This window comes from Brevibacterium sp. (genome assembly GCF_031179145.1).
Lineage (GTDB): Bacteria > Actinomycetota > Actinomycetes > Actinomycetales > Brevibacteriaceae > Brevibacterium.
The window spans coordinates 17,512-41,184 of record NZ_JAPSIB010000007.1; the positions used below are offsets into that span (position 1 = coordinate 17,512).

The 23,673-nt window shown below is 66.5% G+C and carries 25 protein-coding genes; 8 read left to right on the plus strand and 17 right to left on the minus strand.

The genetic code is table 11. The features are described 5' to 3' along the window. Window positions 1-2: 2 nt before the first annotated feature. Entirely contained in the window at window positions 3-281 is a 279-nt protein-coding gene (locus tag RIT73_RS06865; RefSeq protein ID WP_309131325.1) for a type II toxin-antitoxin system prevent-host-death family antitoxin, read from the minus strand. A 121-nt stretch (window positions 282-402) separates the two neighbouring features. Between RIT73_RS06865 and RIT73_RS06870 the strand changes: the two genes are divergently transcribed. Together RIT73_RS06870 and RIT73_RS06875 are read left to right on the plus strand one after the other, a co-directional pair. Continuing rightward, a complete protein-coding gene (locus RIT73_RS06870; protein ID WP_375294982.1) occupies window positions 403-1,809 on the plus strand; it encodes an amino acid permease in 1,407 nt (468 codons plus the stop codon). Window positions 1,810-1,896: 87 nt separating this feature from the next. After that, window positions 1,897-2,454: a hypothetical protein gene (locus RIT73_RS06875; protein WP_309131327.1), complete on the plus strand. Its 558-nt coding sequence runs from the start codon at window positions 1,897-1,899 to the stop codon at window positions 2,452-2,454. Between the two features lie 32 nt (window positions 2,455-2,486). Here the strand turns inward: RIT73_RS06875 and RIT73_RS06880 are convergent, their stop codons facing one another. The 4 genes from RIT73_RS06880 to RIT73_RS06895 all read right to left on the minus strand — a co-directional run bounded on the left by RIT73_RS06880 (window position 2,487) and on the right by RIT73_RS06895 (window position 5,281). Next, a complete protein-coding gene (locus RIT73_RS06880) occupies window positions 2,487-3,383 on the minus strand; it encodes a hypothetical protein (protein ID WP_309131328.1) in 897 nt (298 codons plus the stop codon). After that, window positions 3,383-3,970: a 2-C-methyl-D-erythritol 2,4-cyclodiphosphate synthase gene (gene ispF / locus RIT73_RS06885; RefSeq protein ID WP_309131329.1), complete on the minus strand. Its 588-nt coding sequence runs from the start codon at window positions 3,968-3,970 to the stop codon at window positions 3,383-3,385. The genes RIT73_RS06880 and ispF overlap by 1 nt, the downstream gene beginning before the upstream one ends. An 88-nt stretch (window positions 3,971-4,058) precedes the next feature. Continuing rightward, window positions 4,059-4,802, minus strand: a complete 744-nt coding sequence (gene ispD, locus RIT73_RS06890; protein WP_309131448.1) for a 2-C-methyl-D-erythritol 4-phosphate cytidylyltransferase — start codon at window positions 4,800-4,802, stop codon at window positions 4,059-4,061. Next, a complete protein-coding gene (locus RIT73_RS06895) occupies window positions 4,799-5,281 on the minus strand; it encodes a CarD family transcriptional regulator (RefSeq protein WP_113903757.1) in 483 nt (160 codons plus the stop codon). Before RIT73_RS06895 ends, ispD begins: the two co-directional genes overlap by 4 nt. 238 nt (window positions 5,282-5,519) lie before the next feature. On the opposite strand from RIT73_RS06895, the gene RIT73_RS06900 reads away from it, so the two are divergent. Then, window positions 5,520-6,179: a hypothetical protein gene (locus RIT73_RS06900; protein ID WP_309131330.1), complete on the plus strand. Its 660-nt coding sequence runs from the start codon at window positions 5,520-5,522 to the stop codon at window positions 6,177-6,179. An 84-nt stretch (window positions 6,180-6,263) separates the two neighbouring features. Here RIT73_RS06900 and RIT73_RS06905 read toward each other — a convergent pair whose 3' ends face one another. After that, window positions 6,264-6,944 carry a response regulator transcription factor gene (locus tag RIT73_RS06905; protein ID WP_309131331.1) on the minus strand — a complete coding sequence of 227 codons (681 nt, stop codon included), beginning with the start codon at window positions 6,942-6,944 and terminating at the stop codon, window positions 6,264-6,266. Next, window positions 6,941-8,260, minus strand: coding sequence for an ATP-binding protein (locus tag RIT73_RS06910; protein WP_309131332.1), 1,320 nt, complete (start codon window positions 8,258-8,260; stop codon window positions 6,941-6,943). The genes RIT73_RS06905 and RIT73_RS06910 overlap by 4 nt, the downstream gene beginning before the upstream one ends. 204 nt (window positions 8,261-8,464) lie before the next feature. Here RIT73_RS06910 and phoU point away from each other — a divergent pair, with 204 nt between their 5' ends. Continuing rightward, on the plus strand, window positions 8,465-9,127 hold the full coding sequence (phoU, locus tag RIT73_RS06915) for a phosphate signaling complex protein PhoU (protein WP_309131333.1): 663 nt from the start codon (window positions 8,465-8,467) through the stop codon (window positions 9,125-9,127). Here the strand turns inward: phoU and RIT73_RS06920 are convergent. Then, window positions 9,090-10,040, minus strand: coding sequence for an EamA family transporter (locus tag RIT73_RS06920; RefSeq protein WP_309131334.1), 951 nt, complete (start codon window positions 10,038-10,040; stop codon window positions 9,090-9,092). The genes phoU and RIT73_RS06920 overlap by 38 nt on opposite strands. A 71-nt stretch (window positions 10,041-10,111) precedes the next feature. Here RIT73_RS06920 and RIT73_RS06925 point away from each other — a divergent pair, with 71 nt between their 5' ends. Then, window positions 10,112-11,023, plus strand: coding sequence for a LysR family transcriptional regulator (locus RIT73_RS06925; protein WP_309131335.1), 912 nt, complete (start codon window positions 10,112-10,114; stop codon window positions 11,021-11,023). A 17-nt stretch (window positions 11,024-11,040) separates the two neighbouring features. On the opposite strand, the gene RIT73_RS06930 is transcribed toward RIT73_RS06925, so the two are convergent. Then, entirely contained in the window at window positions 11,041-11,784 is a 744-nt protein-coding gene (locus RIT73_RS06930) for a phosphoglyceromutase (protein ID WP_309131336.1), read from the minus strand. Between the two features lie 95 nt (window positions 11,785-11,879). Here RIT73_RS06930 and RIT73_RS06935 point away from each other — a divergent pair, with 95 nt between their 5' ends. Beyond that, window positions 11,880-12,908, plus strand: a complete 1,029-nt coding sequence (locus RIT73_RS06935; RefSeq protein WP_309131337.1) for a bile acid:sodium symporter family protein — start codon at window positions 11,880-11,882, stop codon at window positions 12,906-12,908. A gap of 11 nt (window positions 12,909-12,919) precedes the next feature. Here RIT73_RS06935 and RIT73_RS06940 read toward each other — a convergent pair whose 3' ends face one another. The 6 genes from RIT73_RS06940 to RIT73_RS06965 all read right to left on the minus strand — a co-directional run bounded on the left by RIT73_RS06940 (window position 12,920) and on the right by RIT73_RS06965 (window position 17,302). Then, window positions 12,920-13,462 carry a YbjN domain-containing protein gene (locus tag RIT73_RS06940; protein ID WP_309131338.1) on the minus strand — a complete coding sequence of 181 codons (543 nt, stop codon included), beginning with the start codon at window positions 13,460-13,462 and terminating at the stop codon, window positions 12,920-12,922. A gap of 14 nt (window positions 13,463-13,476) precedes the next feature. Beyond that, window positions 13,477-14,907: a glycosyltransferase gene (locus RIT73_RS06945; protein ID WP_309131339.1), complete on the minus strand. Its 1,431-nt coding sequence runs from the start codon at window positions 14,905-14,907 to the stop codon at window positions 13,477-13,479. A gap of 9 nt (window positions 14,908-14,916) precedes the next feature. After that, window positions 14,917-15,726 (minus strand): alpha/beta hydrolase, encoded by an 810-nt coding sequence (locus RIT73_RS06950; protein WP_309131340.1) that lies wholly within the window; start codon window positions 15,724-15,726, stop codon window positions 14,917-14,919. Further along, the gene (locus RIT73_RS06955) at window positions 15,726-16,037 is read right to left on the minus strand and encodes a DUF2516 family protein (RefSeq protein ID WP_309131341.1); all 312 of its coding nucleotides are present in this window, start codon (window positions 16,035-16,037) and stop codon (window positions 15,726-15,728) included. The genes RIT73_RS06950 and RIT73_RS06955 overlap by 1 nt, the downstream gene beginning before the upstream one ends. A gap of 117 nt (window positions 16,038-16,154) precedes the next feature. After that, entirely contained in the window at window positions 16,155-16,550 is a 396-nt protein-coding gene (locus tag RIT73_RS06960; RefSeq protein WP_309131342.1) for an AzlD domain-containing protein, read from the minus strand. After that, window positions 16,547-17,302, minus strand: a complete 756-nt coding sequence (locus RIT73_RS06965) for an AzlC family ABC transporter permease (protein WP_309131343.1) — start codon at window positions 17,300-17,302, stop codon at window positions 16,547-16,549. The genes RIT73_RS06960 and RIT73_RS06965 overlap by 4 nt, the downstream gene beginning before the upstream one ends. 93 nt (window positions 17,303-17,395) lie before the next feature. Here RIT73_RS06965 and RIT73_RS06970 point away from each other — a divergent pair, with 93 nt between their 5' ends. Further along, window positions 17,396-18,046: an XRE family transcriptional regulator gene (locus RIT73_RS06970; protein ID WP_309131344.1), complete on the plus strand. Its 651-nt coding sequence runs from the start codon at window positions 17,396-17,398 to the stop codon at window positions 18,044-18,046. Between the two features lie 10 nt (window positions 18,047-18,056). Here the strand turns inward: RIT73_RS06970 and RIT73_RS06975 are convergent, their stop codons facing one another. Further along, window positions 18,057-19,199 (minus strand): FUSC family protein, encoded by a 1,143-nt coding sequence (locus RIT73_RS06975; protein WP_309131345.1) that lies wholly within the window; start codon window positions 19,197-19,199, stop codon window positions 18,057-18,059. An 84-nt stretch (window positions 19,200-19,283) separates the two neighbouring features. Between RIT73_RS06975 and pepN the strand changes: the two genes are divergently transcribed. Continuing rightward, window positions 19,284-22,124, plus strand: a complete 2,841-nt coding sequence (gene pepN / locus RIT73_RS06980) for an aminopeptidase N (protein WP_309131346.1) — start codon at window positions 19,284-19,286, stop codon at window positions 22,122-22,124. A gap of 170 nt (window positions 22,125-22,294) precedes the next feature. Here pepN and RIT73_RS06985 read toward each other — a convergent pair whose 3' ends face one another. Next, window positions 22,295-23,461: a C40 family peptidase gene (locus RIT73_RS06985; protein WP_309131347.1), complete on the minus strand. Its 1,167-nt coding sequence runs from the start codon at window positions 23,459-23,461 to the stop codon at window positions 22,295-22,297. Window positions 23,462-23,673: the final 212 nt, after the last annotated feature.

Sequence of the window (23,673 nt, forward strand, 5' to 3'; positions counted from 1 at the left end):
ATTCAGTGATCACCGTGCTCATCACTGAGCAGAGCGTCAACCTCCGCCTCGGTATATGGTGGACCGCCCGGATGCTCTGGCCATGGCGCTGGCGCTTCAGACGGCGGGGAGTAGCGGCCTTCGTGCTCCAGACGAGCCAGCGTGGAATCTTGCGGACGGAAAGAAGTTACTCGCCAACGAGGCTGTCCGCGCTCAGTCACCACGATGTCACCCGATTTCAGCACCTGTTCGAGGACCGACGCGGTGTGCTGGTTGAGCTCGCGCTTCGACACCTTATTCATATCGCATATTGTACTACCAATGTCTGACATGCTGAAGGCTCACATCCCACGGAAACCGGCGGCGCAAGGATACCCTCTCCCCCAGCTCCCTTGCCACGCCGCCTTCACCGCTCCGGGTAAGATGCCCCAAGTGAGCAACCACCAAGCAAACTCCCCTGCCGCGACAGCGGTTGAACCGAACAGCGGCCTCAAGCCCGGGATGAAGCCTCGCCACCTCGTCATGATGAGCCTTGGCTCGGCGATCGGCGCGGGCCTATTCGTCGGCGCAGGTGCCGGCATCCAGGCAGCGGGGCCCGCGGTCCTCGTGTCCTATGTCGTCGCCGGACTCATCGTCATCTTCGTCATGCGCGCCCTGGGCGAGCTCGTCGCCGCCGACCCCAACCCCGGCGCATTCTCCCACTACGCAGGCAAAGCCATGGGGCCGGCAGCCGCCTTCGCCGTCGGAGCGCTGTGGTGGGTCCAGCTGTGCCTCGTCGTCGCCGCCGAGGCCACTGCCGCTGCCCAGATCGCTGCCGGTTACATCCCCGGCATTCCGCAGTGGGTGATCGCACTCATCATCATGATCGTATTCACCGCGATCAACCTCACGACCTCGGGCAGCTTCGGCGAATTCGAGTTCTGGTTCTCACTGATCAAGGTTGCCTTCGTCACCCTCTTCGTCGTCCTCGGCGTCGCCTTCCTGCTCGGCTGGACGCCGGCCGAGCCCTCCGCAGGTATCTTCGCCGACGGGTTCATGCCCACCGGGTTCCCCGGTGTGGCCGCGGGACTCCTCGTCGTCGCCTTCGCATTCGGCGGCATCGAGATCGTCGCGGTCGCCGCTGCCGAGACCGCGAACCCTAGCCGCAGCGTCGGCAAAGCGATCAAGGGCGTCGTGTGGCGCATCCTCTTCCTCTATATCGGTTCCGTGGCGATCATCGTCACCGTCCTCGACTGGAAGGATCCACGCCTGGCCGACTCCCCGTTCGTCGCCGTCCTCGAGACCGCCGGACTGCCGCTCATCGCCTCGACGCTGGCCGCCGTCATCGTCATCGCCCTGCTGTCGTCGATGAACGCCAACATCTACGGCGCCTCCCGCATGTCCTTCTCCATGTCCCAGCGTTCGATGCTGCCAGCGGGACTCGGCACCACCAACAGGCGCGGCGTCCCCGTCCCCTCGGTGCTCGCGACCTCCGCGTTCGGGTTCATCGCAGTGGCGCTCAACTACTTCTGGGCCGCCGAGGTGCTCGGCATCCTGCTCAACATCGTCGGTTCCACCCTCATCGTCACCTGGGTCGTCACCCTGGTCTCCCACATCGTGCTGCGCCGCCGCGCCGAGGCGGCCGGAACCGAGCTGCCTTTGAAGATGTGGCTGTTCCCGTGGCTGTCGTACGCCACCCTGGCCGGGATCGCCGCGATCATCGTCCTCGGCCTCACCGTCGAAACCGTCCGCTTCCAGATCATCGGCACCCTGATCTTCACCGTCGCCCTCTACCTCATCGGCATCCTCGTCACCCGACGGCACAGCCGAGACCACTCCCCCGCCGTCTGACCAGACCGTACCGAATCCCCGCGGAGGATTTGCCACCTATCGCGCCCGTTGTGAAGAATGGCGGTTTTGGCTTGAGAAAGGACGCACGTGGCACTGAAACCCAAGTGGATGATCGCATTCGCCGTTCCCCTCGCGCTGGGACTCGCGGCATGCTCGACGACCCCGTCGAACTCCGAGGAGAGCACCCCCGCCGAGACGACGGCTGAGTCAGCGAAACCAGGACCGGCTGCCCAAGGAGCGGAGACCGGGACCACCGATGCCGAGGAACCCGGCACCGGCGACGCGAGCGCCGAGGCGACGATGATCGAGGTGGAGCCGGAGGGCAACGGCCCGATCGGGCTGAAGTCGAAGACCGACCCAGGCGTGGAGTCTGCACCCGTCAGCGGGAAGCTCATCACCGGACCGGGCGGCTGCTTCTCCTTCGTCGATAGCGACCAACCACGGCTGCTCGTCTTCGGCGATGACGCCGAGTTCGTTCTCCGAGAGGACAAGCCGTCCGTGACGAGCGAAGCGGTGGGCACCGTGGAGGTCGGCAGCCAGTTCTCGGCGTCAGCGGCGAGCGTCGGTCTGAGCGAGACGACGGGCATTCCCGAGCGCTGCACCCATGGCGCTCAGGATCAGGTCCTGATCGTCACCGGGAAGTAGAGGTCGGCCGCCTCCGGATCACGGACGGTGCTTCATTGCCGAGGGCACTGCTCGGCGGCAGTACCCTCAAGCGACAGCCGCAGGCTCTGAAGCGCATGTGGCGATCGAGTGCCACGCTGGTCGGCCTCTTCGATCCACCCGTCAAGCATGTCGACGGTCTGCCCGCGGTGCCGTCCGAAGTGTCGTCCGGCGTACTCGCTGACGTCGATCGGCAGGACGCGCTCGGCCATCTCCAATGCAAGTCGGGCTGCAGTGGAATTCATGGGCACACGCATCCCCGTCACCACACCGACAGCTTCGGCGGCAGCGGCCGTGGGGAGATCGAGATGTGATTTCAGCGCGTCCCAGTTCCCATTCCGGGCACTGAGTTCGGCGACGTACGGGATGAACACGGCTGGGGTGCGCAGCAGAACGGCGAGCGGCACCGAGAGCACCAGCGACCCCAGTTCTCGGCGCAGCCGCCTCTCGACCACAGAGTCGCCGGCCATGAGAAAGGCCGGACCTGCAGGAAGCGACCAATAGCTGACGTCGGTCCCAGCGGGACGGTCGGAGACCAGCGCGGGTGAGAACACGACGACCTCGGCCGGCGCGAACCGAGCACGTGCCTCATCGAGGTCGCCCTCGACCTGACTCGTGATAGCGAGGAGTGGCGGAGCCAGCACAGCGATGGCGTCCACCACCTCGGCGTCCAATTCGCACGGTCGAGTGGTGAGGACCAGAAGATCCCACTCGAACTCGAGAGCAGTCTCCCACGCTGTGATCGGAACCCGACGTCGCGCCCGCGGACGCGACGTCAGCGCAGACAGACGTTCTGGATAGGCGGACCCGGTGCGCGGATTCCGCGAGACGACCGCGACTTCATGAGCGTCGATGAACAGCGCGGTCCCGGCGATTCCGACCGCGCCCGCGCCCTGGAACAGAACCCTCATCACTCGGCACCCGTCGTGCGCGAAGGATTCGGCTCGGCCCCGTGCGGCTGCGGAAACCCCGAAGGGTCCTGTTCGGATGCGTGCGGTTGAGAGGGCGCGCGTTCTGGTCGAGCGGGCACCACCAGAGCGTTCGCGATCGCGGCCACCCCTTCACCCCGGCCGGTCAGTCCCAGGGCGTCGGTCGTCGTCCCGGACACCGAGACCTCGGCGCCCACGGCCGTCGACAGGGCCAGTTGCGCTTCCTCGCGCCTCTTACCGATCTTGGGGCGGTTGCCGATCACCTGCACGGCGACGTTGCCGATCTCGAATCCGGCGTCCCGGACGAGGCGTGCCGCCTCGGCGAGGAGACGGACCCCGGACGCTCCGGCGAACTCCGGGCGGTCGACGCCGAAGTGCTGACCAAGGTCACCGATGCCCGCGGCGGAGAAGAGGGCATCACAGCAGGCGTGCGCGGCCACATCGGAGTCCGAGTGCCCCTCCAGCCCCCGTTCGCCCGGCCACAGGAGCCCGGCGACCCAGAGCTGACGAGACTCATCGGTCGAAAAGGCGTGAACGTCGACGCCGAGTCCCGTGCGCGGAATGATCATGGGCTCTCCCCCTGCTCTCGTGCCAGTGCCAGTGCCAGTGCCAGTGCTGATTGGGCGGTGCCAGTGCTGATGGCGGTGCCGGTGCTGCCTATGCTTGTGCTCGCGACGCGTCGCGGTGCTGCGCGATGTGCTCCCCCACGACGAGGTCGAGGGGGTAGGTGATCTTCAGGGCCTCTTCGTCGCCGTCGACGGCGACGACATCCACGCCGAGGCGCTCGACGAGTCCCGCATCGTCGGTGGCCTCCCGGGCTCGGGCGCCGAGTTCGCGCACTTCGTCGTCGTAGCTCGAGTGCGCTCGTTCGAGGATCTGCGAGGTGAAGCCCTGCGGAGTCTGGATCCGACGCAGGGATGAGCGTTCGAGGTCGCCTCTGAGCATCCCGTCTTCCCCCACGCGACGGACGGTGTCGGTCATCGGAAGGACGGGCACGACGGCCTCGGCGCCGGAGTTCAGAGCGGTCACGACCCTCCGGAACACCTCGGGCGGGGTCAGGCAGCGGGCCGCATCGTGGACGAGTATCAGCTCGGCATCGGCGGCATGTCGCAGGGCCAGGTGGACGGACTCGACGCGGTCCCGTCCGCCGGGCACAGCAGTGATCTCCACGTCCGCGGCACCAGCAGTGCCTGCCGTCACCTCGGCGATCTCGTGACGAGCCAGAGACAGAGACTCCTCAGGAGCGGCGACCACGATCGTGGTGGCAACTCCTGAGGAGATGATGGTGTCTATGCTGCGACTGAGGAGGCTTCGGCCATGCAACCGAACAAATGCCTTCGGCTCAGCACTTCCCAGACGCGTTCCCGACCCTGCGGCCGGGATGATGACGCAGGTGCTCAGGACGCGAGGACCTCGTCCAGGATGGCCTCTGCTTCGGATTCCTCTTTCTTCTCCGCCAATGCGAGCTCGGAGACGAGGATCTGACGGGCCTTCGACAGCATGCGCTTCTCACCGGTCGACAGACCGCGGTCCTGCTCGCGACGCCAGAGGTCACGAACCACCTCGGCGACCTTGATGACGTCACCGGACTGCAGCTTCTCGAGATTGGCCTTGTAACGGCGGGACCAGTTTGTCGGCTCTTCCACGAACTCCGCGCGAAGAACGTTGAAGACCTTCTCGACGCCTTCTTCACCGACAACATCTCGCACACCGACGAGATCGCAGTTCTCTGCGGGAACCTCGATCACGAGGTCGCCATGGGCGACCTGGAGCTTGAGATACAGTTTCTCCTCACCTTTGATGGTTCGCTTCTTGATTTCTTGGATTGTCGCTGCACCGTGATGTGGATAGACGACAGTGTCGCCGACCTGGAAACTCATATTCTCTTCAAACCCCTTTCGCGGACTTCCAGTTTACCATGAGGCGCGCCACAGAAATCGTTCAGGTGGATGTCAGCAGGTGCTAAGCTCCGCCGCTCCCGAGGCGATGCGAGACCGATCGTGGGTCCACCGAAGGGGTTGCCGCAGGGGTCAGAAGTCGACGCCAAGCGGGTTCTACACGCGGTCAAAAACCAGGTAGTATACAGACGGATCTTGTATTGCCACTTCAAGGAGCATAATGAAACGGCACAACCGCGCGGCCCTCGCAGTTGCCGCACTCGCTCTCGTTGTTCCCATGAGCGGATGCGCAGCTCTGCTGTCTCCCCAGCAGACGGCGGATTACCAGTACCACGGCGGCGACGGCGCGTCGGGAGCCGTGGGCGACGTCAAGGTGCGCGGCCTGCTCCTCATTGCGGACGAGTCCGGACAGGGCCCGGCGCAGCTGTTCTTCTCCCTCATCAACGAGGGCACGTCCCCGGCCGAGGTCACCGTCAGCGTTGCGGGCACCGAGGTCAAGGAGAACGTGGCGGCCGGTGAGGACTTCATCCAATACCCCGACAGCAAGCTGTCGAAGGCCGAGCCGGTCATCGTCGAGGACCTGAAGGCGAAGGTCGGCGACCTCGTCGACGTCACCGTCGCCGCCGGTGGCGAGGAGACCGTGATCAAGGCGCAGCTCCTCACCGACGTCCTTCCCTACTACTCGGACCAGGTGCCGAGCCAGGACCCCTCCCAGGTACCGAGCGGCGAGCCGACCAGCGGCCCCGAGGGCGGACAGTCCGCCTCCCCGAGCGAAGAGCCGACCGGTTCGGCATCCGCGGAGTCGACCTCCGGCACGGCCGAACGCGCGTCCTCGAGTGCCGGCGAGGGTTCGGCCGAATCCGGAGCTTCCGGACACTGACCAGCCGAGGCCCTGCCCCGCAGTCCTCAGACGACGAACGGCTCACTCCGCACGGAGTGAGCCGTTCGCTTTGGTCCCGAGTGCTCAGGCTTCGAACTTGTAGCCGAGTCCGCGCACAGTCGTCAGCAGCCTGGGCTCCGACGGATTCTCCTCGACCTTGGCGCGCAGGCGCTTGATGTGGACGTCGAGGGTCTTCGTGTCGCCCACGTAGTCCTCGCCCCAGATCCGGTCGATGAGCTGACCGCGGGTCATCACCCGGCCCGAGTTGCGAAGGAGGATCTCCAGCAGCTCGAACTCCTTGAGCGGCATCGACAGCTCTTCGCCGCGCACGGTCACGACATGGCGTTCGACGTCGATGCGCACTCCCCCCGCCTCGAGGACGGAGTCGTCATAGGACTCGGCCTCGACGTTGCGGCGCAGCACGGCGCGCACGCGCGCGAGCAGCTCCCTGGAGGAGTAGGGCTTGGTCACGTAGTCGTCGGCTCCGAGCTCCAGGCCCACGACCTTGTCGATCTCCGAGTCCTTCGCCGTGAGCATGATGATCGGCACGTTCGACTTCGAGCGCAGCTCCCGGCACACCTCGGTCCCGGACGCCCCGGGCAGCATGAGGTCGAGCAGGACCAGGTCGGCGCCGCTGCGGTCGAACTCGGCGATGGCCTTCAAACCGTCATCGGCGACCGTCACCTCATACCCCTCCTTGCCGAGCAGGTATGACAGGGGGTCAGAGAACGAGTCCTCATCTTCGACGAGCAGAATTCGCGTCACGTCTTGAGCTTCCTTTGTTCGCTTCCAGTGTCCAAAACCTGTGTGCCGCCGTCCGTGGCGGTGTCGTCGTCCGTGGCAGTGTCGTCGTCCTCATCCGCCGAGGCGGTCCCCGAGCGCTCAGTCTCGGCCGCGGCCGAGTGCGTGAGCAGGACACCGGCCGGGGCGGTGGCACTGGCCGAGTGCTCGTCGGCCTCCTGACCGGCCAGCGGCAGGACGATCGTGAAGGTCGAACCCTTGCCGAGGCGGCTCCACACCCGCACCTCGCCGCCATGGGTGGCGACGATGTGCTTGACGATGCTCAGCCCCAGTCCGGTTCCCCCGGTGATGCGCGACCGCGCCGGGTCGACGCGGTAGAAGCGTTCGAAGACTCGCTCGGTGTCCTGGCTCGAGAGGCCGATGCCCTGATCGGTGACCGTGATCTCGACGCGTTCGTCGACGAGTTCGACGCCGACTCCCACCCGGGTGCCCTCCGGCGAGTAGTTGATCGCATTGTCGACGAGGTTGCGCACGGCGTTGACGAGCAGCTCGTAGTTGCCCTCGACGAGCAGCGTGTGCGGCGTCGACACCTCGATGTGGATGTTCTTCGCCTCGGCCCGGGTGTGCGCACGGTCGACGGCGTCGGCGACCACCTCGGCGGCGGAGACCTTCTCTGTCGTGGAGGGCGCGGCATGGTCCTGAACGCGGGAGAGATCGATGATCTCCTGCACCAGCTGGGTCAGGCGCTTCGACTCCCGCTGCATCCGACCTCCGAAGCGCTCGACGGCCTGGGGGTCGTCGGCGAAGTCGGTGACCGCCTCGGCGAGGAGCGACATCGCCCCGATGGGGGTCTTGAGTTCGTGCGAGACGTTGGCGACGAAGTCACGGCGGACGGCGTCGACGCGCTTGGATTCGGTCTGATCGTCACAGAGGACGAGCACGAACGCGGTGCCGAGCGGGGCGATCCGCGCGTGCAGGTAGCGCAGCACCGAGCCGGAGAGCTCCCGCTTCTGCTCGAGTTCGATCTCCTCGATGAGGCCGCGGGCGCGCACCCTCTCGACCACCCGCAGCATTTCGGGAGAGGTCAGGGAATGGCCGCGGACGAGGCCGAACGTGTACGCGGCCGGCGAGGCCTTGACGACGTCATCGCCGGCGTCGAGGACGATCGCGGCCGAGGGGAGCACGGCGAGCACCTCGGCGATGCCCTCGGGAAGGTCGTCGTCGGAATGCAGATCGGCAGCATCGCGGGAGCGTTCACTGAAACGGAACGCGAGAATTCCCGCTATGCCCAGGCCCAGTCCGACGATGCCGGTCAGGACCGCCACAATCAACAGATCCACGTGTCCAGCTTAGGCGGTGTCTGCGCGGTGTCTGCACTCGATCCATCCGACACCAGGGCTTGTGACGAGGAATTCACTCTCACGCCAGACACAGTTCACCGGCGGATGGCAGGCTGACGACGGTGTGCTTGTCCAAGGGATAGGCTCAGAAGCTACGCACTGGCGTCTGCGACGCCGACGATCGACATTAAGGATGCATTGCCCATGCGCGAAGTCTTCAGGAACGAACTGGACGATCTGGCCACTCAGCTGGTGGAGATGTCGACCAGGGTGAGCGAGGCGGTCCGCTTGGCGAATCAGGCCCTGCGCAGCAATGACCTCGAGCTGGCCGAACAGGTCATCGAAGCCGACATCAAGATCGACAATCTTCAGCACGTGCTCGATCAGCAGGCCGCGGAGATCCTCGCCCTGCAGGCGCCGGTCGCCGCGGATCTGCGCGCCGTCATCGGTGCCCTGCGGATGAGCGCCTCGCTCGAGCGGATGGGCGACCTCGCTCGGCACATCGCCCAGCAGGTGCGCATCCGCTACCCGGAGAGCGCGATCCCCGAGCACTTCACCCACACGTTCGTGCGGATGGGTGAATCGGCGGAGAAGATCGCCGAGGCGACCCGGGAGCTCCTGTCCCACCCCGGTCTGGAGATGGTGCCGACGATCAACGCCATCGACGAGGAGCTCGATGAGCTGCACCTGAGCGTGTTCTCGAAGATCGCCGAGGCGCCCATCGGCTCACTCGCCCCGCACCACATCGCCGACGTCACCCTGCTCTCCCGCTACTTCGAGCGCTTCGGCGACCACGCGGTGTCGGTGTCGCAGAAGGTCGAGTACCTGCTCACCGGGAACTGGGAGCCGCGCCTGTCGAAGAAGTGACGACCCGGCGATCGCGGCGGGCGGCCCGGCGTCCGTCGGGCCGGCCCCACACCATGCTCTTCAGCACGCCTGTGGTGATCGCGACGCCGAACACGAGCAGCGCCCCACCGATGAGTTCGGGCACGCTCGGGCGCTGACCGAGCACGACCCAGGCGGAGAGCACCCCGACCACGGGCACCAGAAGCGTGAACGGGGCGACCTGGGAGACGGGGAATCGGGCGAGCAGTGAGTTCCAGATGACGTAGCCGATGAGCGACGCACAGCCTGCCGTGTACGCCACCGATGCCACGACGCCCCAGGTGGGATGCGTGATCGCATGAACCACCTCGGCGGGACCGTCGAGGAGAAGGGACAGCGCGAACAGCGGAACGGGCACGACGATCGCCGACCAGACGGTCATCTGCACTCCGTTGACGCCCTCCTTGACCCCCCGGGCGATGACATTGCCGATCGCCCAGGACAGCGCCGAGGCGATGGCGACGACGAAGGCGAGCATCGGCACCTGGGTCTGCAGGCTGAATCCGATCACCGTCAGCCCGGTGATGCCGACGAGGATGCCGACGACCTGGCGCCGCCGCGGGAACTCGCGGAGGAACACTGCGGCGACGATGACGGTGAACGCGGCCTGGATCTGGATGACGATCGACGCCAGTCCTGCCGGCAGCCCGAGGAACATCGCCGTGTAGAGCAGGGCGAACTGTGCGGCTGACATGAAGAGCCCGATGAGCAGGATGCGACCGAAGGAGCCGCGCGGGAACTTCACGAAGAAGATCGCGGGCAGGACCACGAACACGAAGCGGGCGGCGACGAGCAGCAGGGGCGGCCAGTCCCGGAGTCCGAAGTCGATGAAGATGAAGTTGATTCCCCAGAGGAGGACCACGAGGAGAGCCAGACTGATGTGCACAGGACGCATGCACCCAGGATTCCAGGTCGAGCTTCAAAATTCCATTGAGCAAAAGTCCATGGTCTCGTTAGAATAATTTGATGATCGATGTCGTCGCCCTCCGCACCCTCGTGGCCCTCGACTCCTGCGGATCCGTCACGGCGACCGCCGAGTCGCTCGGCTACACTCCTGCCGCGGTCAGCCACCAGCTGCAGAAGCTCTCCCGCTACCTGGGCGCTCCGGTGACCGAACGCACCGGACGCGGCATCGCCCTGACGCCGATGGGGCGGGAGCTGAGCAGCCGCGGCGCGACGATCCTCCAGAACCTCGAGGGACTCGAATCCGATGCCCGCGCGCGTTCAGGCGATCCGCGTGGCCGGATCACCGTCGGCGGATTCTCCACCGGCATCCGCGGCCTGCTGGCACCGGCGCTGCCGCGGCTGCAGACGCGGGCACCGGAGCTGACGATCACGAATCTCGAGGAGGAGCCGGAAGAGCTCATCGACATGGTCGTCGCGGGGCGCATCGACGCTTCGCTGATCTTCGACTGGAACAACTCATCGCTCTACCTGCCGCCGACCCTGACGACCGCGCAGATCGCCGTCGACCGCGCCGACATCGTCATGCACCGCGACCATCCCCTCGCCGGCCGCGCCGAGGTGACCCGCCGGGATCTCCTCGGCGAGGTGTTCGTCTCGGCTCCGCGGGGAGCCGTGTGCCATCGCTGGCTCACGGCCCTGTTCGAGGACCTGCACAGTGAGCCGCGGATCGAGTACTGGGCGATGGAGTACGACACCCAGATCGAGTTCGTCCGCGCCATCGGAGCTCTGGCCCTGGTGCCCCGGCTGGGGCGACCCCACCTGCCCGACGACGTCACCGTCGTCCCGCTCGATGACCCGAGCATCGCCCGGACCATCTATCTCGTGTGGCGCAACTCCATGTCCTCATCACCGGCGATCGGGATGCTGCGCGAGGCGATGACGGCGGTCGCCGAGGGCGTCACCCCTGGCTAGGCTCACTCGCTGCGGTTTCAGCGCCCCTGGTTGGCGACCTGACCGATGGCCGCTTCGGCAGCGTCGGCGTCGAGGTACGTGCCGCCCGGCTTGACCGGGGTGAGGTCGTCATTCAGCTCATAGAGCAGCGGGATTCCGGTCGGGATGTTGAGGCCGGTGATGTCGGCGTCGGAGATTCCGTCGAGGTGCTTGACCAGGGCGCGCAGAGAATTGCCGTGGGCGGCGATGAGCACGTTCTTGCCGACCCGCAGCTCGGGTACGAGCACGTCGTACCAGTAGGGCAGGAGACGGTCGATGACGTCGGCGAGGCATTCCGTGCGGGGCAGCGCGTCGCCGAGGTTGACGTACCGCGGATCGCCCACCTGCGAGAACTCGGAGCTGTCCGCGAGCGCCGGGGGCGGGGTGTCGAAGGAGCGGCGCCAGATCATGAACTGCTCTTCGCCGAATTCGTCGCGGATCTCCTTCTTGTTCTTCCCCTGCAGAGCGCCGTAGTGGCGCTCGTTGAGCCGCCAGCTGCGGTGGACGTCGATCCACGAGCGGTCGGCGGCCTCGAGCGCCAGATGAGTGGTGAGGATGGCTCGCTTGAGGCGCGAGGTGTAGACGACATCGGGCAGCAGCTCCGCCTCTCTGAGCAGCTCCCCGGCCCGCTGACCTTCGGCCCGACCCTTCTCGGTGAGAGTCACATCGACCCAGCCGGTGAACAGATTCTTCTGGTTCCATTCGCTTTCGCCGTGGCGCAGCAGGATGAGGTTATGCGTCATGCCACCCATTTTGACACGAGAGCCGAGCTCCTCCCCCGCTTCTCAGCATCCGGTGTGCCGTCTTGAATGCCGGTACGACTCGGTAGCCTGGGACCATGCCTGAACCATCCACTCCCCAGTCCCTGGTCCACCCTGTCCGCGAACGTTCGTCTCGCGACCGGTCCTCGATCATCGCGGTCACCGCCCTGCCGGTCCTCGTCGTCCTCGCCGGCGTTCTCGGATTCCTCTCCCCCGACACCTTCACCCCCTTGGCGCCGACGATCACGTGGAGCCTCGGCATCGTCATGTTCTTCATGGGGCTGACCCTGACGGTCCCCGACTTCGCGCGGATCGCCAAGCGCCCCTGGGTCGCAGCCCTCGGGGTGCTCACCCAGTACGCCGTGATGCCTGCCCTCGGGCTGCTCGTCGTCACCGTGTACGGTCTCCCGCCCGAGATCGCCATCGGCGTCATCCTCGTCGGCTGCGCCCCCGGTGGAACTGCCTCCAATGTCGTCACCTACCTGGCCAAGGGCGACACCGCGCTGTCGGTGTCGGTGACGACACTGTCGACTCTGCTCGCACCGGTGCTCACTCCCCTGCTCACGCTGTGGCTGGCCGGCTCCTACATGGATGTGCCGTTCTGGTCGATGTTCCTCTCGATCTGCCAGACGGTGCTCATCCCGGTCATCATCGGCGTCCTCGTCAGGCTCCTCGCCTCAGGGTTCGTCGACCGGATCTCGCCCATCCTGCCGTGGCTGGCATCGGTGGCCATCGCCTACATCGTGGCCATCGTCGTCGCCGGCTCCGCCGCCTCGATCGCGAGCGCCGGCCTCCTCGTGCTGCTCGCGGTGATCACCCACAATGTGCTCGGCCTCGGCGTCGGCTACGGAGTGGCGACCGCTTGCCGCCTCGACACCCCCACCCGCCGCGCACTCGCTTTCGAGGTCGGGCTGCAGAACTCAGGGCTCGCCTCGACTCTCGCCACGACCTACTTCTCTCCCCTGGCTGCCCTGCCGGGCGCTGTGTTCAGCGTCTGGCACAACGTTTCCGGAGCGCTCCTGGCCTCCCTGTTCGCGCGCCGGCCCTACGGCAAGCCTCCCGTCGGAGCACGCAGTGAGCACGCCGAGGCGAGTGCCGGCGCTTGAGCTGCCCGAGATCAATTCTCGGTGAGGAACTCGTTGTCCGGTCCGCTGAGCACGTCCTCGAAGGCGGCGAGGTTCCGCGTCGATTCGCCGCGGCTGATCCTCCACGCCCACTCTCTCTTCATGCTGGTGATGAACCCGATGAGGAGGAGTTCGTTGAACGATTCATCGGCGGCGACGAGGATCGACCCGAGCAGCGAATCCAGTTCGTGGGGCAAGCGTTCCCGAGGCAGGCTCGCGGTGAGGTAGACATCGCCGAGGCGATCGGTGCCGAACGCGACGCCCTTGAGCTTCATGTTCTTCCGCAGCAGCCAGCTGGTGAATTCCGCATGATTCTCATCGGGGTGGCGGATGACGAAGGCCTGAAGGTCGGCCGTCCGCGCCGACAGCTTGATCGACACCGTCGTCTTCAGCTTCTTCTCGCCGGGCAGCTGGACGACGAGGTGGTTCTCGCCGGCTGATTCGAACTCGACGTCGTTCTCGCGCGCCCACTGCTCGACGGCGGCGAGGGTCTCCTCGATCGACGCCGGCTCGTGCCTCTTCGTCTCGTCCGTCATCGCCTTGCCTTTCGTCAGCAGTGCCGAGCAACCAGTTCCGCGTCCTCTGCGGCACCGGTCGCCAGATCGATCTCCGTGTCGAGCTCCGAGCTCAGCCCGGCACACACCTCGGCGAACTCGTCCGTCCTCACCTCGGCGAGGGCCGACAGCACCCGCTGAGCCATCGTCGACCAGTCGAAGCGCGACGACCGAGCCACGGCATGGGAGGCGAGTTCTCGGCGCAGCTGCGGGTCGCAGAGAACCCGCTCGAGCTCGAGAGCCCAATGGCGGGGATTGTGGTCGGCGATGAGGATTCCCGACCACCCGTGTTCGACGATGTCGGGCAGACCGCCCACCGCGGCGGCGATCGCCGGCAGCCCGCTGGCTGATGCCTCGGCGGCGACGAGCCCGAAGGACTCGCTTCGCGAGGGGACGAGGATGACGTCGGCAGCGCGGTAGTACGTGGCGAGTTGGCGGGCGGGCACCGGCGGGCGCACCTCGATGCTCGGTTCGGCTGCGATCGCCGAGGTGAGCTCCCGCATGTACGGTGACGTCGACCGTGCGGGACGGCCCTTCGTTGCGTTGCCCGCGGCAGTGCTTCCCACGGCGGCGTCTCCCGCGGCAGTGCTGCCCGTTGCGCTGCCCCCGGCAGTGCTGCCCGGCGGGTTGCCCGCGGCGTCTCCCGATGCTGCGCCGAGGAGGAGCGCCCGCGTGCGCGCGGCCAGATGCGGGTTGTTCTCGCGCAGTCGGGCCAGGGTGTCGACGACGACGTCCGTGCCCTTGATGAACTGCATACGCCCCACATAGAGCACGATGTTCTCGTCATCCTCGAAGCCCAGCTCGGCGCGGGCCGCAGCCCGGTCTCCCGGGGCGAACAGGGCATGGTCGACTCCGGGGCGCGCAACCACGACAGAGTCGGGATCGGCGCCGAGTTCGCTGATGAGGTCGCGTCGTTCCGCGGGAGTGTTCGCGACCAGCAGGTCCGCCGCCGAGGCGATCCTCTCCTCCGCGTCCAGCCGCTGCGGTCGTTCGTGGTCCGTGTCCGAATCGCGGTTCTTCACCGCGCCGATCGTGTGCATGCTGACGATGAGTCCCGGCCCGGTCCCCTCGCCGAGTTCTCGCGCCTGCAGCGCTGCCTCGGCGGAGATCCAGTAATGGGCCCAGATGACATCGGCGGAGGCGAAGCTCGGCTGCGAGAGCAGCAGTGCGGCGATCTCATCGATGGCGTCGGCGAGGTCGTCCTTGTCCACGGCGTCGACCGGCAGGTGGTGGAGGCGGACGGCGTCGGGCAGTCGGGCTCCGGCGGGATCCTCGAAGGTGGGATCGGCGGTGAAGACGTCGACCTCGTGGCCCGCTGCGGCCAAGGCGCGCACCGAGTGGTCGACGTAGACGTTCATGCCTCCTGCGTCGCCCTGGCCCGGCTGAGCCACTGGCGAAGTGTGGATGGAGAGGACTGAGATGCGCACGCGCCCAGTCTAGCCAAAGAAATCGGAGAGAATTCGGCGGACCTCGGCCCGGCCCTTCCACAGGATCGACCCGGCCGGAAGGACCTCGAGACGCGAGCCCGGGATGGCCGCGGCGATGTCGGCGGCGATCTCGACGGGATGAGCCGGGTCGTCTTCGTGGGTGAGCACCAGGACCTCACCGGGGAACCGCGCGAGGGTCTCGAGCGCACCGCCCTTGGTCTCGACGGCGACCTCGAGTGCGAGCCCGAGTCCGTCGGACAGATCCGTGTCGACGAGGTTCTCGGCCTTCGTCCGCGTCCACGCCCGGGCAGGAGCCAGCTCGGCCACCTCGGCGGGCTCCCGGGAGAGCATGAGGTCAGCGATGCCCTCGACGTCACGGCTGTCGACGAGGGCGCGCAGCTGCTCGAGGTAGGAGCGGTTGCGGTCACTCACCTCGGCGGGGAAGCCGGTGAACGAGGCGGGCAGGACGAGTGCGACCTTCTCCAGCGTGTGGGTCGAGGGGTCGCCGGTGGACAGCAGGCGGAGCAGTCCGCCCGCGGACATCGAGACGCCGAGGGCACGCGTTGCCGAGGCGGCATCCAGGCCCTCGGCGAGCACCTCGGCGATCTGGGCATAGGTCCACCCGGGCCCCGGCGACGGCCGGCCGCCGTGCCCGGGGAGGTGGAGGTAGTGCTTGGTCCCGGTGATACCGGTGCCGAAGGGGCGGGTGTCGCGGATCGCGCCGGCGAACCCGTGCCCGAACAGGGTCTGGGGATCGCCGGAGCCGAACGTCGCAATGTACCCGGTGTCAGCACCGGGATGATTGAGATCGAACGCCATCAATAGTTGCGGTGACGGCGGTCGACGGCCTTGATCTTCGGTCGGACGTCGGTGAGGTAGACGATGGCGGCGACGAGAGCGGCGAGGTTGAGGATGATGATCTGCATGCCCAGTGGCGGCAGGGCGATGAGGGCGATCGCCAATCCCACGCCGAGGATGATCGTCCAGAACTTCTTGCTCTGCTTGTCCACGGCGCGATAGTTCTCGTCCTTGTATCTGAGGCAGTCGATGAAAGCCCAGATCTGGACGACGAACGCGGCCACGGTCAGGCCGACAAAGACGAGGCGCTGAAAACCAGCAATGTACTCCATGACGTCCAGCCTAGCAACGGCTCGGCCGGTGGGGGCGCGAACGGGGATGATACCCATCCGCTCGCCATCATTCTCACAACTGGACCGCAGACTGACCGGGTTGCCGGACTGGGCGGATCACAGCAGGCCGGTGGTGCGGATGATTGCGCAGACGACCATTCCAGCGATGACGCAGATGAGCATCGGCACACGCAGGATCGCGGCGGCGACTCCGACTCCGACCCCGATCAGGCGGGCAGGGTCGGCCAGTTCCTTCCCGTCGAAGATCGCGGTGGTCGCGCAGACGGCGGCGATGAGCACGACCGTCGCCCGATCCATCCATTTCGCTGCCCCAGGCGTCGGCTCGGCGGCTGTCACCGCGCCGGAGCCTGCCGCGGGCGTCGACTCGGCGGGCTTGACCGCTCGCCGCCCTCGGGTGGCGACAGCGGCGCCGACCTTCACGCCGGCGAGGCGCATGGCGTAGGTGCCGAGGCTCAGGGCGGCCAGGGCGACGAGGAAGCTGGTGGCGCTCATCGCGCGTTCTCCTTCTCGTCCGTTGTGTCAGTCCTGCTCTTCCGTGTCGACAGCGTTCGTCTGACCATCCAGCCGATCGCCACGAGGATGAACACCGCCAACGAGGTGACTGCCCCCAGGCCCAACGGCAGCAACGGAGTCAGCGCCACCGAGATGACCACCCCGGCCGCAGTCAGCGCGAGGGTCGACTTGCTCTTCAGGTCACCGCGGATGAGGCAGAACAGGATGATCGGGAAGGCCGCGTCCAGACCGAGCAGGTCCGCGTCGATGACGCTCCCCAGCCACTGGCCGAGCATCGCTCCGCTCGGCCACGTCAGTGCGATCGCCATTCCCATCAGGAGGAAGGCACGCCAGCGCGCCCGGGTTCCGGTGACGCTCCGGGCAACGGCGATCGATTCGTCGTTGACCCAGTGGGCGGCGATGAGAGCCCTCCAGTCCTGTGGGACGAACGGTCCGGCCGACATCCCGAAGGCGAAGTTCCGTGAGTTGACGAGGAGGCCCGCGAGAACCGCGAGGACCGGAGCGCCACCTGCCGCGATGACCCCGACGAAGGTGAACTCGGCGGCACCGCCGAGGGCGAAGACCGCGAGCAGCAGAGTCTGCCACCAGACGAAACCCGAGACCGCGCTGATCGCACCGTAGGACAGCGCGACCGCGAGGATCGTCACGCTGATGATCGCAACCGCACGGTAGGTCGACCCGGGAAGAACCCGTTCGATCGACAGACCGTCTGTACGAAACACTGAACTCATGTTCCCTATACTGCACGCGCGCCCTTCGTTCGTCAACACGAACAGTGGATCGATCCGCAGAACGATCTCCCACATCTCATTTAGACTGGCCCCATGAGCTCTCACACTCGCGCTCAGTCGTCGTCGCCTGACTCACCATCGTCCGCAACCACGTCGCCTCAACCGGACAGCACACCCTCGGATCCCGCCACCGTGCGGCCGTCGCCGCGGGAGCAGATCGCCGCGGCGATCAGGCGTGAGCGGACGAGGGCGGGAATGTCGCTGTCCGAACTCGCCCGGAGGGCAGGGATCGGCAAGTCGACGATGTCCGGGCTCGAGACGGGCACCGGCAATCCGAGCATCGAAACCATGTGGGCCCTCGCCTCCGCCCTCAACATCCCGCTGGCCCGACTGCTCGACCCGCCGCAGCACGAAGTCGCCCTCATGCACGCGAAGGATCTGCCGAGCCTGCCATCGATGTCCTCGAACTACGCCGCGACTCTCCTGTCATCGGCACCGGCCCACTCACGACGCGACATCTATCTCATCCGCGCCGAACCCGGGGAGCCGCGCGACTCGCAGCCGCACCCTCCCGGCACCGTCGAACACATCATCATGGGCAGCGGTTCGGCGCGCGTCGAGGTGCTCGGCGAATCGTATGAGATCCATGTCGGCGACTACCTCACCTATCCCGGTGATCAGCCGCACCTCTTCACTGCCCTCGAGCCGGGCACGACCGCGACGTTCGTCGTCGAAAGCGTCTAGGCGCCCAGCCTCATTCGACCGGCGGCCCGTCGGCGTTGTCCTCGGCAAGCACGGGAAGTCTTTCGTGGGCGGCGTCGCTCGTCAGCCCGGCGGCCTGCAGGAGGTCGGAGGCCAGAGGCCGCAGCAGGAGCACAAGGGACTCGTCGTGCAGGTCCCAGCTCTTCTCGGCGCGAGGATCGAGCCGGCTTGCCGCCTCGGCGAGAGCATTCTCAGCCAGGGTCCGATCGGTGCCGCGGCGCACGGCGATCTCAAGCTTCTTCGCCCCGTCGGCCAGCGACTCGACATAGTCGGCGATGATGGGCTTGGGGACGCCGAGTTCGGCCATTGCCAGGACACGGCGGGCGATGACCCGGATCGTGCGCATCGCGCGGTCGGAGAAGGTGTGGGCTCGAGACAGCCGGGTCACCTCGGCGGCATGGCGTCTGCCCCGGGCGTTGATCTTCGCCGCCTCCTGGGACACCTTCAGCGACGACCCCCAGGAGTCGATGATGTCCTGGGTCTCCCGCGCCCGCTCGAGAGCGCGGTCGGCGAGTTCGGGATCCGCTGCGCGCAGCGCCTTGGCCATCATCACGAGCACGGCATTGATCTCGTCGAGGAGGTTCGCAGCCTGGGCACGCGGAACCTTGCGAGCATCCCGCGGAATGATGAGCGCGAGGATGATGGCGCAGGTCGCGCCTACCAGGGCGTCGATCGTGCGCGGGAACGGCTGGGTCGTGGCGGTGGCCGGGATCGCGATGACATAGACGGACTGGACGGCGATCTGAGTGATGAAGATTCCGCCCGAATTGATCATCGTGCCGATGAACAGACCGATCGACAAGGTCACCGCCAGCTGCCAGATCCCGCTGCCGTAGAGGTTGACCAGGACCTCGCCGACGAGCACCCCGAAGGTCGCCCCGATGCCGAAGTCCAGCGACCGGCGCAGGCGCTTGTCCGTGACGACTCCGATGCCCACCGCCGAGGCGACCGCCGCCAGAAACGGGTAGGGGTGATCGAGGACGTAGACGCAGAAGGCGTACGCGGCGGTGGCGGCGATCGGGATCTGGACCATCTGCGCGAAGTTGGCTCGCACACGTCGCAGACCCATCCGCAGACGATGGGCCACGGTGGAGAAGGCGCGCTCCGGCAGCCTCCTGACCTCGGCTTTCTTCATCAACCCTTTCTTTGATCGCTCTCGCTGTACTCAGAGTACCGGAATTATGTCATGCTAAAGTCGGTGCGCCGAGGAGGCTATTGAATGACAACGAATCTGACCAGAGTCGAAGCGCAGAGCCGGTCCCAGCTGCTGAAGGTGAAGACCTACACCGTCCATATCGACGTCAGCAACGCCGAGACGGATGACCCGACCTACCGCTCTCGCACGGAAGTCGCCTTCAAGGCTCGCACCGATGGTCAGACGTTCATCGACCTCATCGCCGACTCCGTTTCACGGGTTGTCGTCAACGACTCCGAACTCGATCCCGCCGAGGTGTTCGACGGCGCCCGGGTGACCTTCCCGGTCCGGGAAGGCAAGAACACTCTCTCGATCGAGGCCCACGTCAGGTACTCCACCTCCGGCGAGGGGCTGCACCGATTCACCGATCCCGCCGACGGCAAGGTCTATCTCTATACCCAGTTCGAACCGACCGACGCCCGACGCGTGTTCGCGAACTTCGACCAGCCCGACCTCAAAGCCAAGTTCCAGTTCAGCATCACCGCTCCCCCGCATTTCCAGGTGCTCTCGAACCAGGCCGAATCGAGCCGGGAACCCACGGACACCCGCGCCACCTCCGCCGACGCCACCGACGCCACCTCCACCGATGCCACCGCCTCGTCGACTGCAGAGGAGGCGGCCACCTCGGCGCCGGTGACCCACCACTTTCCACCGACTCTCAAGCAGTCGAGCTACATCACGTGCATCACTGCCGGCCCCTACGAGGGCGCCACCGACAGGTGGACCGACCCCGCCACCGGCAGGGAGATCGAACTCGGTGCGTGGTGCCGGGCGAGTCTCGTCGACCACCTCGACGCCGCTGACATCTTCCAGATCACGAAGGCGGGCCTCGAGTTCTTCAGCTCCGAGTTCGACTACCCCTACCCCTGGGGCAAGTACGATCAGATCTTCGTGCCGGAGTACAACCTCGGCGCCATGGAGAATCCGGGACTGGTGACATTCACGGACTCTTTGATCTTCCGGGACAAGGTCACGGACGCGCAGTACGAATCGCGCGCGAACGTCATCCTGCACGAGATGGCGCACATGTGGTTCGGCGACCTGGTGACGATGAAGTGGTGGGACGATCTGTGGCTCAAGGAGTCGTTCGCCGACTACATGGGCGGGCTGGCGCTGGCCGAGGCGACCCGGTTCAAAGACGGTTGGGTGACCTTCGCGCTGCGCCGCAAGGCCTGGGCGTACCGGCAGGATCAGTACCCGACGACGCACCCGATCGTCGCCGACATCCCCGACGTGGAAGCCGCGAAGCTCAACTTCGACGGCATCACCTACGCCAAGGGCGCCTCCGTGCTCAAGCAGCTGGTGGCGTTCGTCGGCCGGGAGGCGTTCTTCGCCGGGTCCCGGCTCTACTTCCGGAGGTTCGAGTACCGGAGCACGGAGCTCGCGGACTTCCTCGAATGCCTCGCCGAGGTGGCCCCTGAGAAGGACGTCGCCGGCTGGGCGAGTGCGTGGCTGGGCACCTCCGGAGTGTCCGAACTGTCTCTCGAGCTCAGCACCCGCGAAGCCGAACCCTGGGGACCGTCCGCGTCCTCCGGTCCGGCAAGCGCCCCGCTGCCCTCGGGACGCGACATCATCACCGAGGCGAGAATCACTCAGCTCGACTCCGCTGCCGGCGCCGGACTCCTGCGCCCCCACACTCTGGAGATCGCGACCCTCGGCCGCTCCGGCCGGGACCTCGTGCCCCTCGACACCGTCGCGATCGACTTCTCGACGCAGTCCTGCCAGATCGAACAGCTGATCGGCCGGGCCCGCGGGGAGATCACCCTGGTCAACTACGCCGACCACGACTACGCCAAGGTGCGTCTGGATCCGGCGTCGACGGAGACGGCGATCACCTCGGTCTCGCGCATCGTCGACCCGCTCTCGCGCGCACTGACCTGGTCGGCGCTGGAGAACGCGGTGCGCGACGGGCTGCTGCCGGTGCATCGGTACTTGACCGCGTACGCCCGCAGCCTCGGCAAGGAGAGCCATGCCGGGATCATGGCCGGTCTCAGCCAGACCGCTCTGACCTGCATCGACCAATGGGTGTCGGACCGCAACTATGAGACCGCCATCTCGGGTCTGCTCGGTGCCGCGCTCGACGCCCTGGCTGCGGCGAAGTCCGGTTCGGACGCCCAGCTGCACCTGGCGAATCTGGTTCTGGCGCTGACGTCCCGGACCGCTCGCTGCCTGAACTCGAGCCCAGCGATACAGATGGGACGCTCGTTCGCCGCGCAGATCCTCGCGGTGCCCGCCGGGGAGGAGATCGAGCGCCTCAGCCCCGAGGGCCCGGAGTCCGGAGACGATGGTTCAGCCGGGACAGGCTCGGCCGAGCACGCTGCCACATCTCGATCGTTCAAGGGACTGATCAACGATCACTCCCTGCGCTGGAACGCTCTGACGGCGCTCGCGTGCCTGGGCTGGGCGGACCATTCCGACATCGCCAAGGAGTCACAGGCCGATCCCACCTCGTCCGGTCGGCTCCACGCGGCGACGGCCACCGCCGCAACGCCGCTGCCGATCGCGAAGATCCGCGCTTGGTCGGCGATCACCGACGCGAAGTCGTTGAGCAACGATGTGCTCACCGCGATCATCTCCGGCTTCATCGCCCCGACGACGATGCCGCTGATCGAAGACTACGTCGACGAATACTTCGACCGGCTGAGCACATTCTGGGCCGACAACTCTATCGAGATCGCGCGCAGGCTCGTCCTCGGGCTCTACCCGCAATGGTCGATCGACGACGAATCAGTCGTGGAGAAGACCGATATCTGGCTCGGCGAGCATCAGGATGCCCCGGCGGCCCTCCGGCGCCTGCTCATCGAACGCCGCGATGACCTGGCGCGGGCGATCTACCTCAAGTCCTCCCAGAGTTCACGTCACTGACCGACGGCGCGCCACCTCGGCGAGCATCGGTGCGGCCCCGCGCCACCTCGGCGAGCATCTGTGCCACAGCAATCCGCCCTGTGCAGGAGAAACGCCGAGGTGGTCCGTCGCAATGACGGACCACCTCGGCGGTGTCAGGGGATGCTGCGCGCCTGCGTCAGCCTGTGCCCTCAGATGACTCGGCGGGCTCCGGAGAATTCGCCGCCCTTGTCCCAGGACTTCCAGTCGACGATCGAGACGTCCTTCGAGGCGTTGGGTGCGTGGATCATCTTTCCGTCGCCGATGTACATGCCGACGTGGTGGACCTTCCCGCTGCTCGTCGAGAAGAACAGCAGATCACCCGGTTCGAGATCTTTCTTCGACACCTTCTTGCCGACCGTGGCCTGGTCTCCCGAGTCGCGCGGGAGGTCGATGCCGTGGGCACGGAAGACGCTGTAGGTGAAGCCGGAGCAGTCGAAGCCGTACGCGGAGACGCCCGCCCAGAGGTAGCGCAGACCCTCGAACTGCTTGGCAGTCTTGACGAGGTCCTCACCCTTCGGCTTCTCGGGTTCCTGGTCGACGTCGTAGACGGCGACGTGGTCGGCATCGACCCATGCCGCTCCCCCGCCGGGCAGGGCCACGCGGACGTCTTCGACGTCTTGGCCGATGACCGGGAGTTCGGCGTTGAAGCTGAGGCCGGCCTCGGTGTCCTTGGTGAATTCGACGCCTTCGAGTTCGGACTTGGGCTCGGTGACCACGGCTCGCGGCTGTTCGTCCTGCAGCTTCGCGAAGCGGTCGTTCTCCACTAACTGCTTAGTCGGCAACCATCCGGGGTAGCCCTTGTCGTCCTTGGGGGTGGACTGGTCCCTGACGCTGACGCGTGCCCAGTCGCCGTCGATCTTGTCGACTTCGACCTCCGCGCCATAGGGCGCCTGGGTCTCGACCTTACCGGTCAGATCCCGGCGCACCTCGGTGTCGGACAGGTTCTTGTTCCAGGCATCGAGGTCAGCGGGATGCTCCAGTGCCGGCTGATCGACTTTGCGCGGAGCATCCGGGTCGGTCCAGAGCGTCGCGACGGTGACGTCGATATAGGCGGTGTCGCCCTTCTCGATCTTCCCGTCGGTGATTGGTTCGAGCTCCTGACCGGGAACCACCGCCGCTCCCATACCTCCTGCGGCAGCTCCTGAAGCGGACACGTCAACGGTGGTGGACTGCGCTGCCGCAGCCTGAGCGGTTGCGGATCTGCCGACAGCGGACGCGTCAGCGGCGGAGGTCAGATTGCCTGAGATCGCGGGAGCACCTGCGGCGAACACCAGTCCGAGCCCAAGTGCCGTCGAAACAGCAGTTCTGGTACGCATTATTTCTCTTTCGGTCTGCGGGTTTGCACCCGCGTGGGGGAAGGATCCGAAATGTCAGCGCCTCCCGGCGCTCATGAACCGCCGGTCAGGGCAGTGACAATGCTTCATTCGGCGTGCACGCCCGGACCTCAATGGACCGGTTCGACGAGCACGACCGAGCGCTCGTCGAATGCATGCACAGTGCCGATTGTACTGCCCCTGTGCAAAGGAGC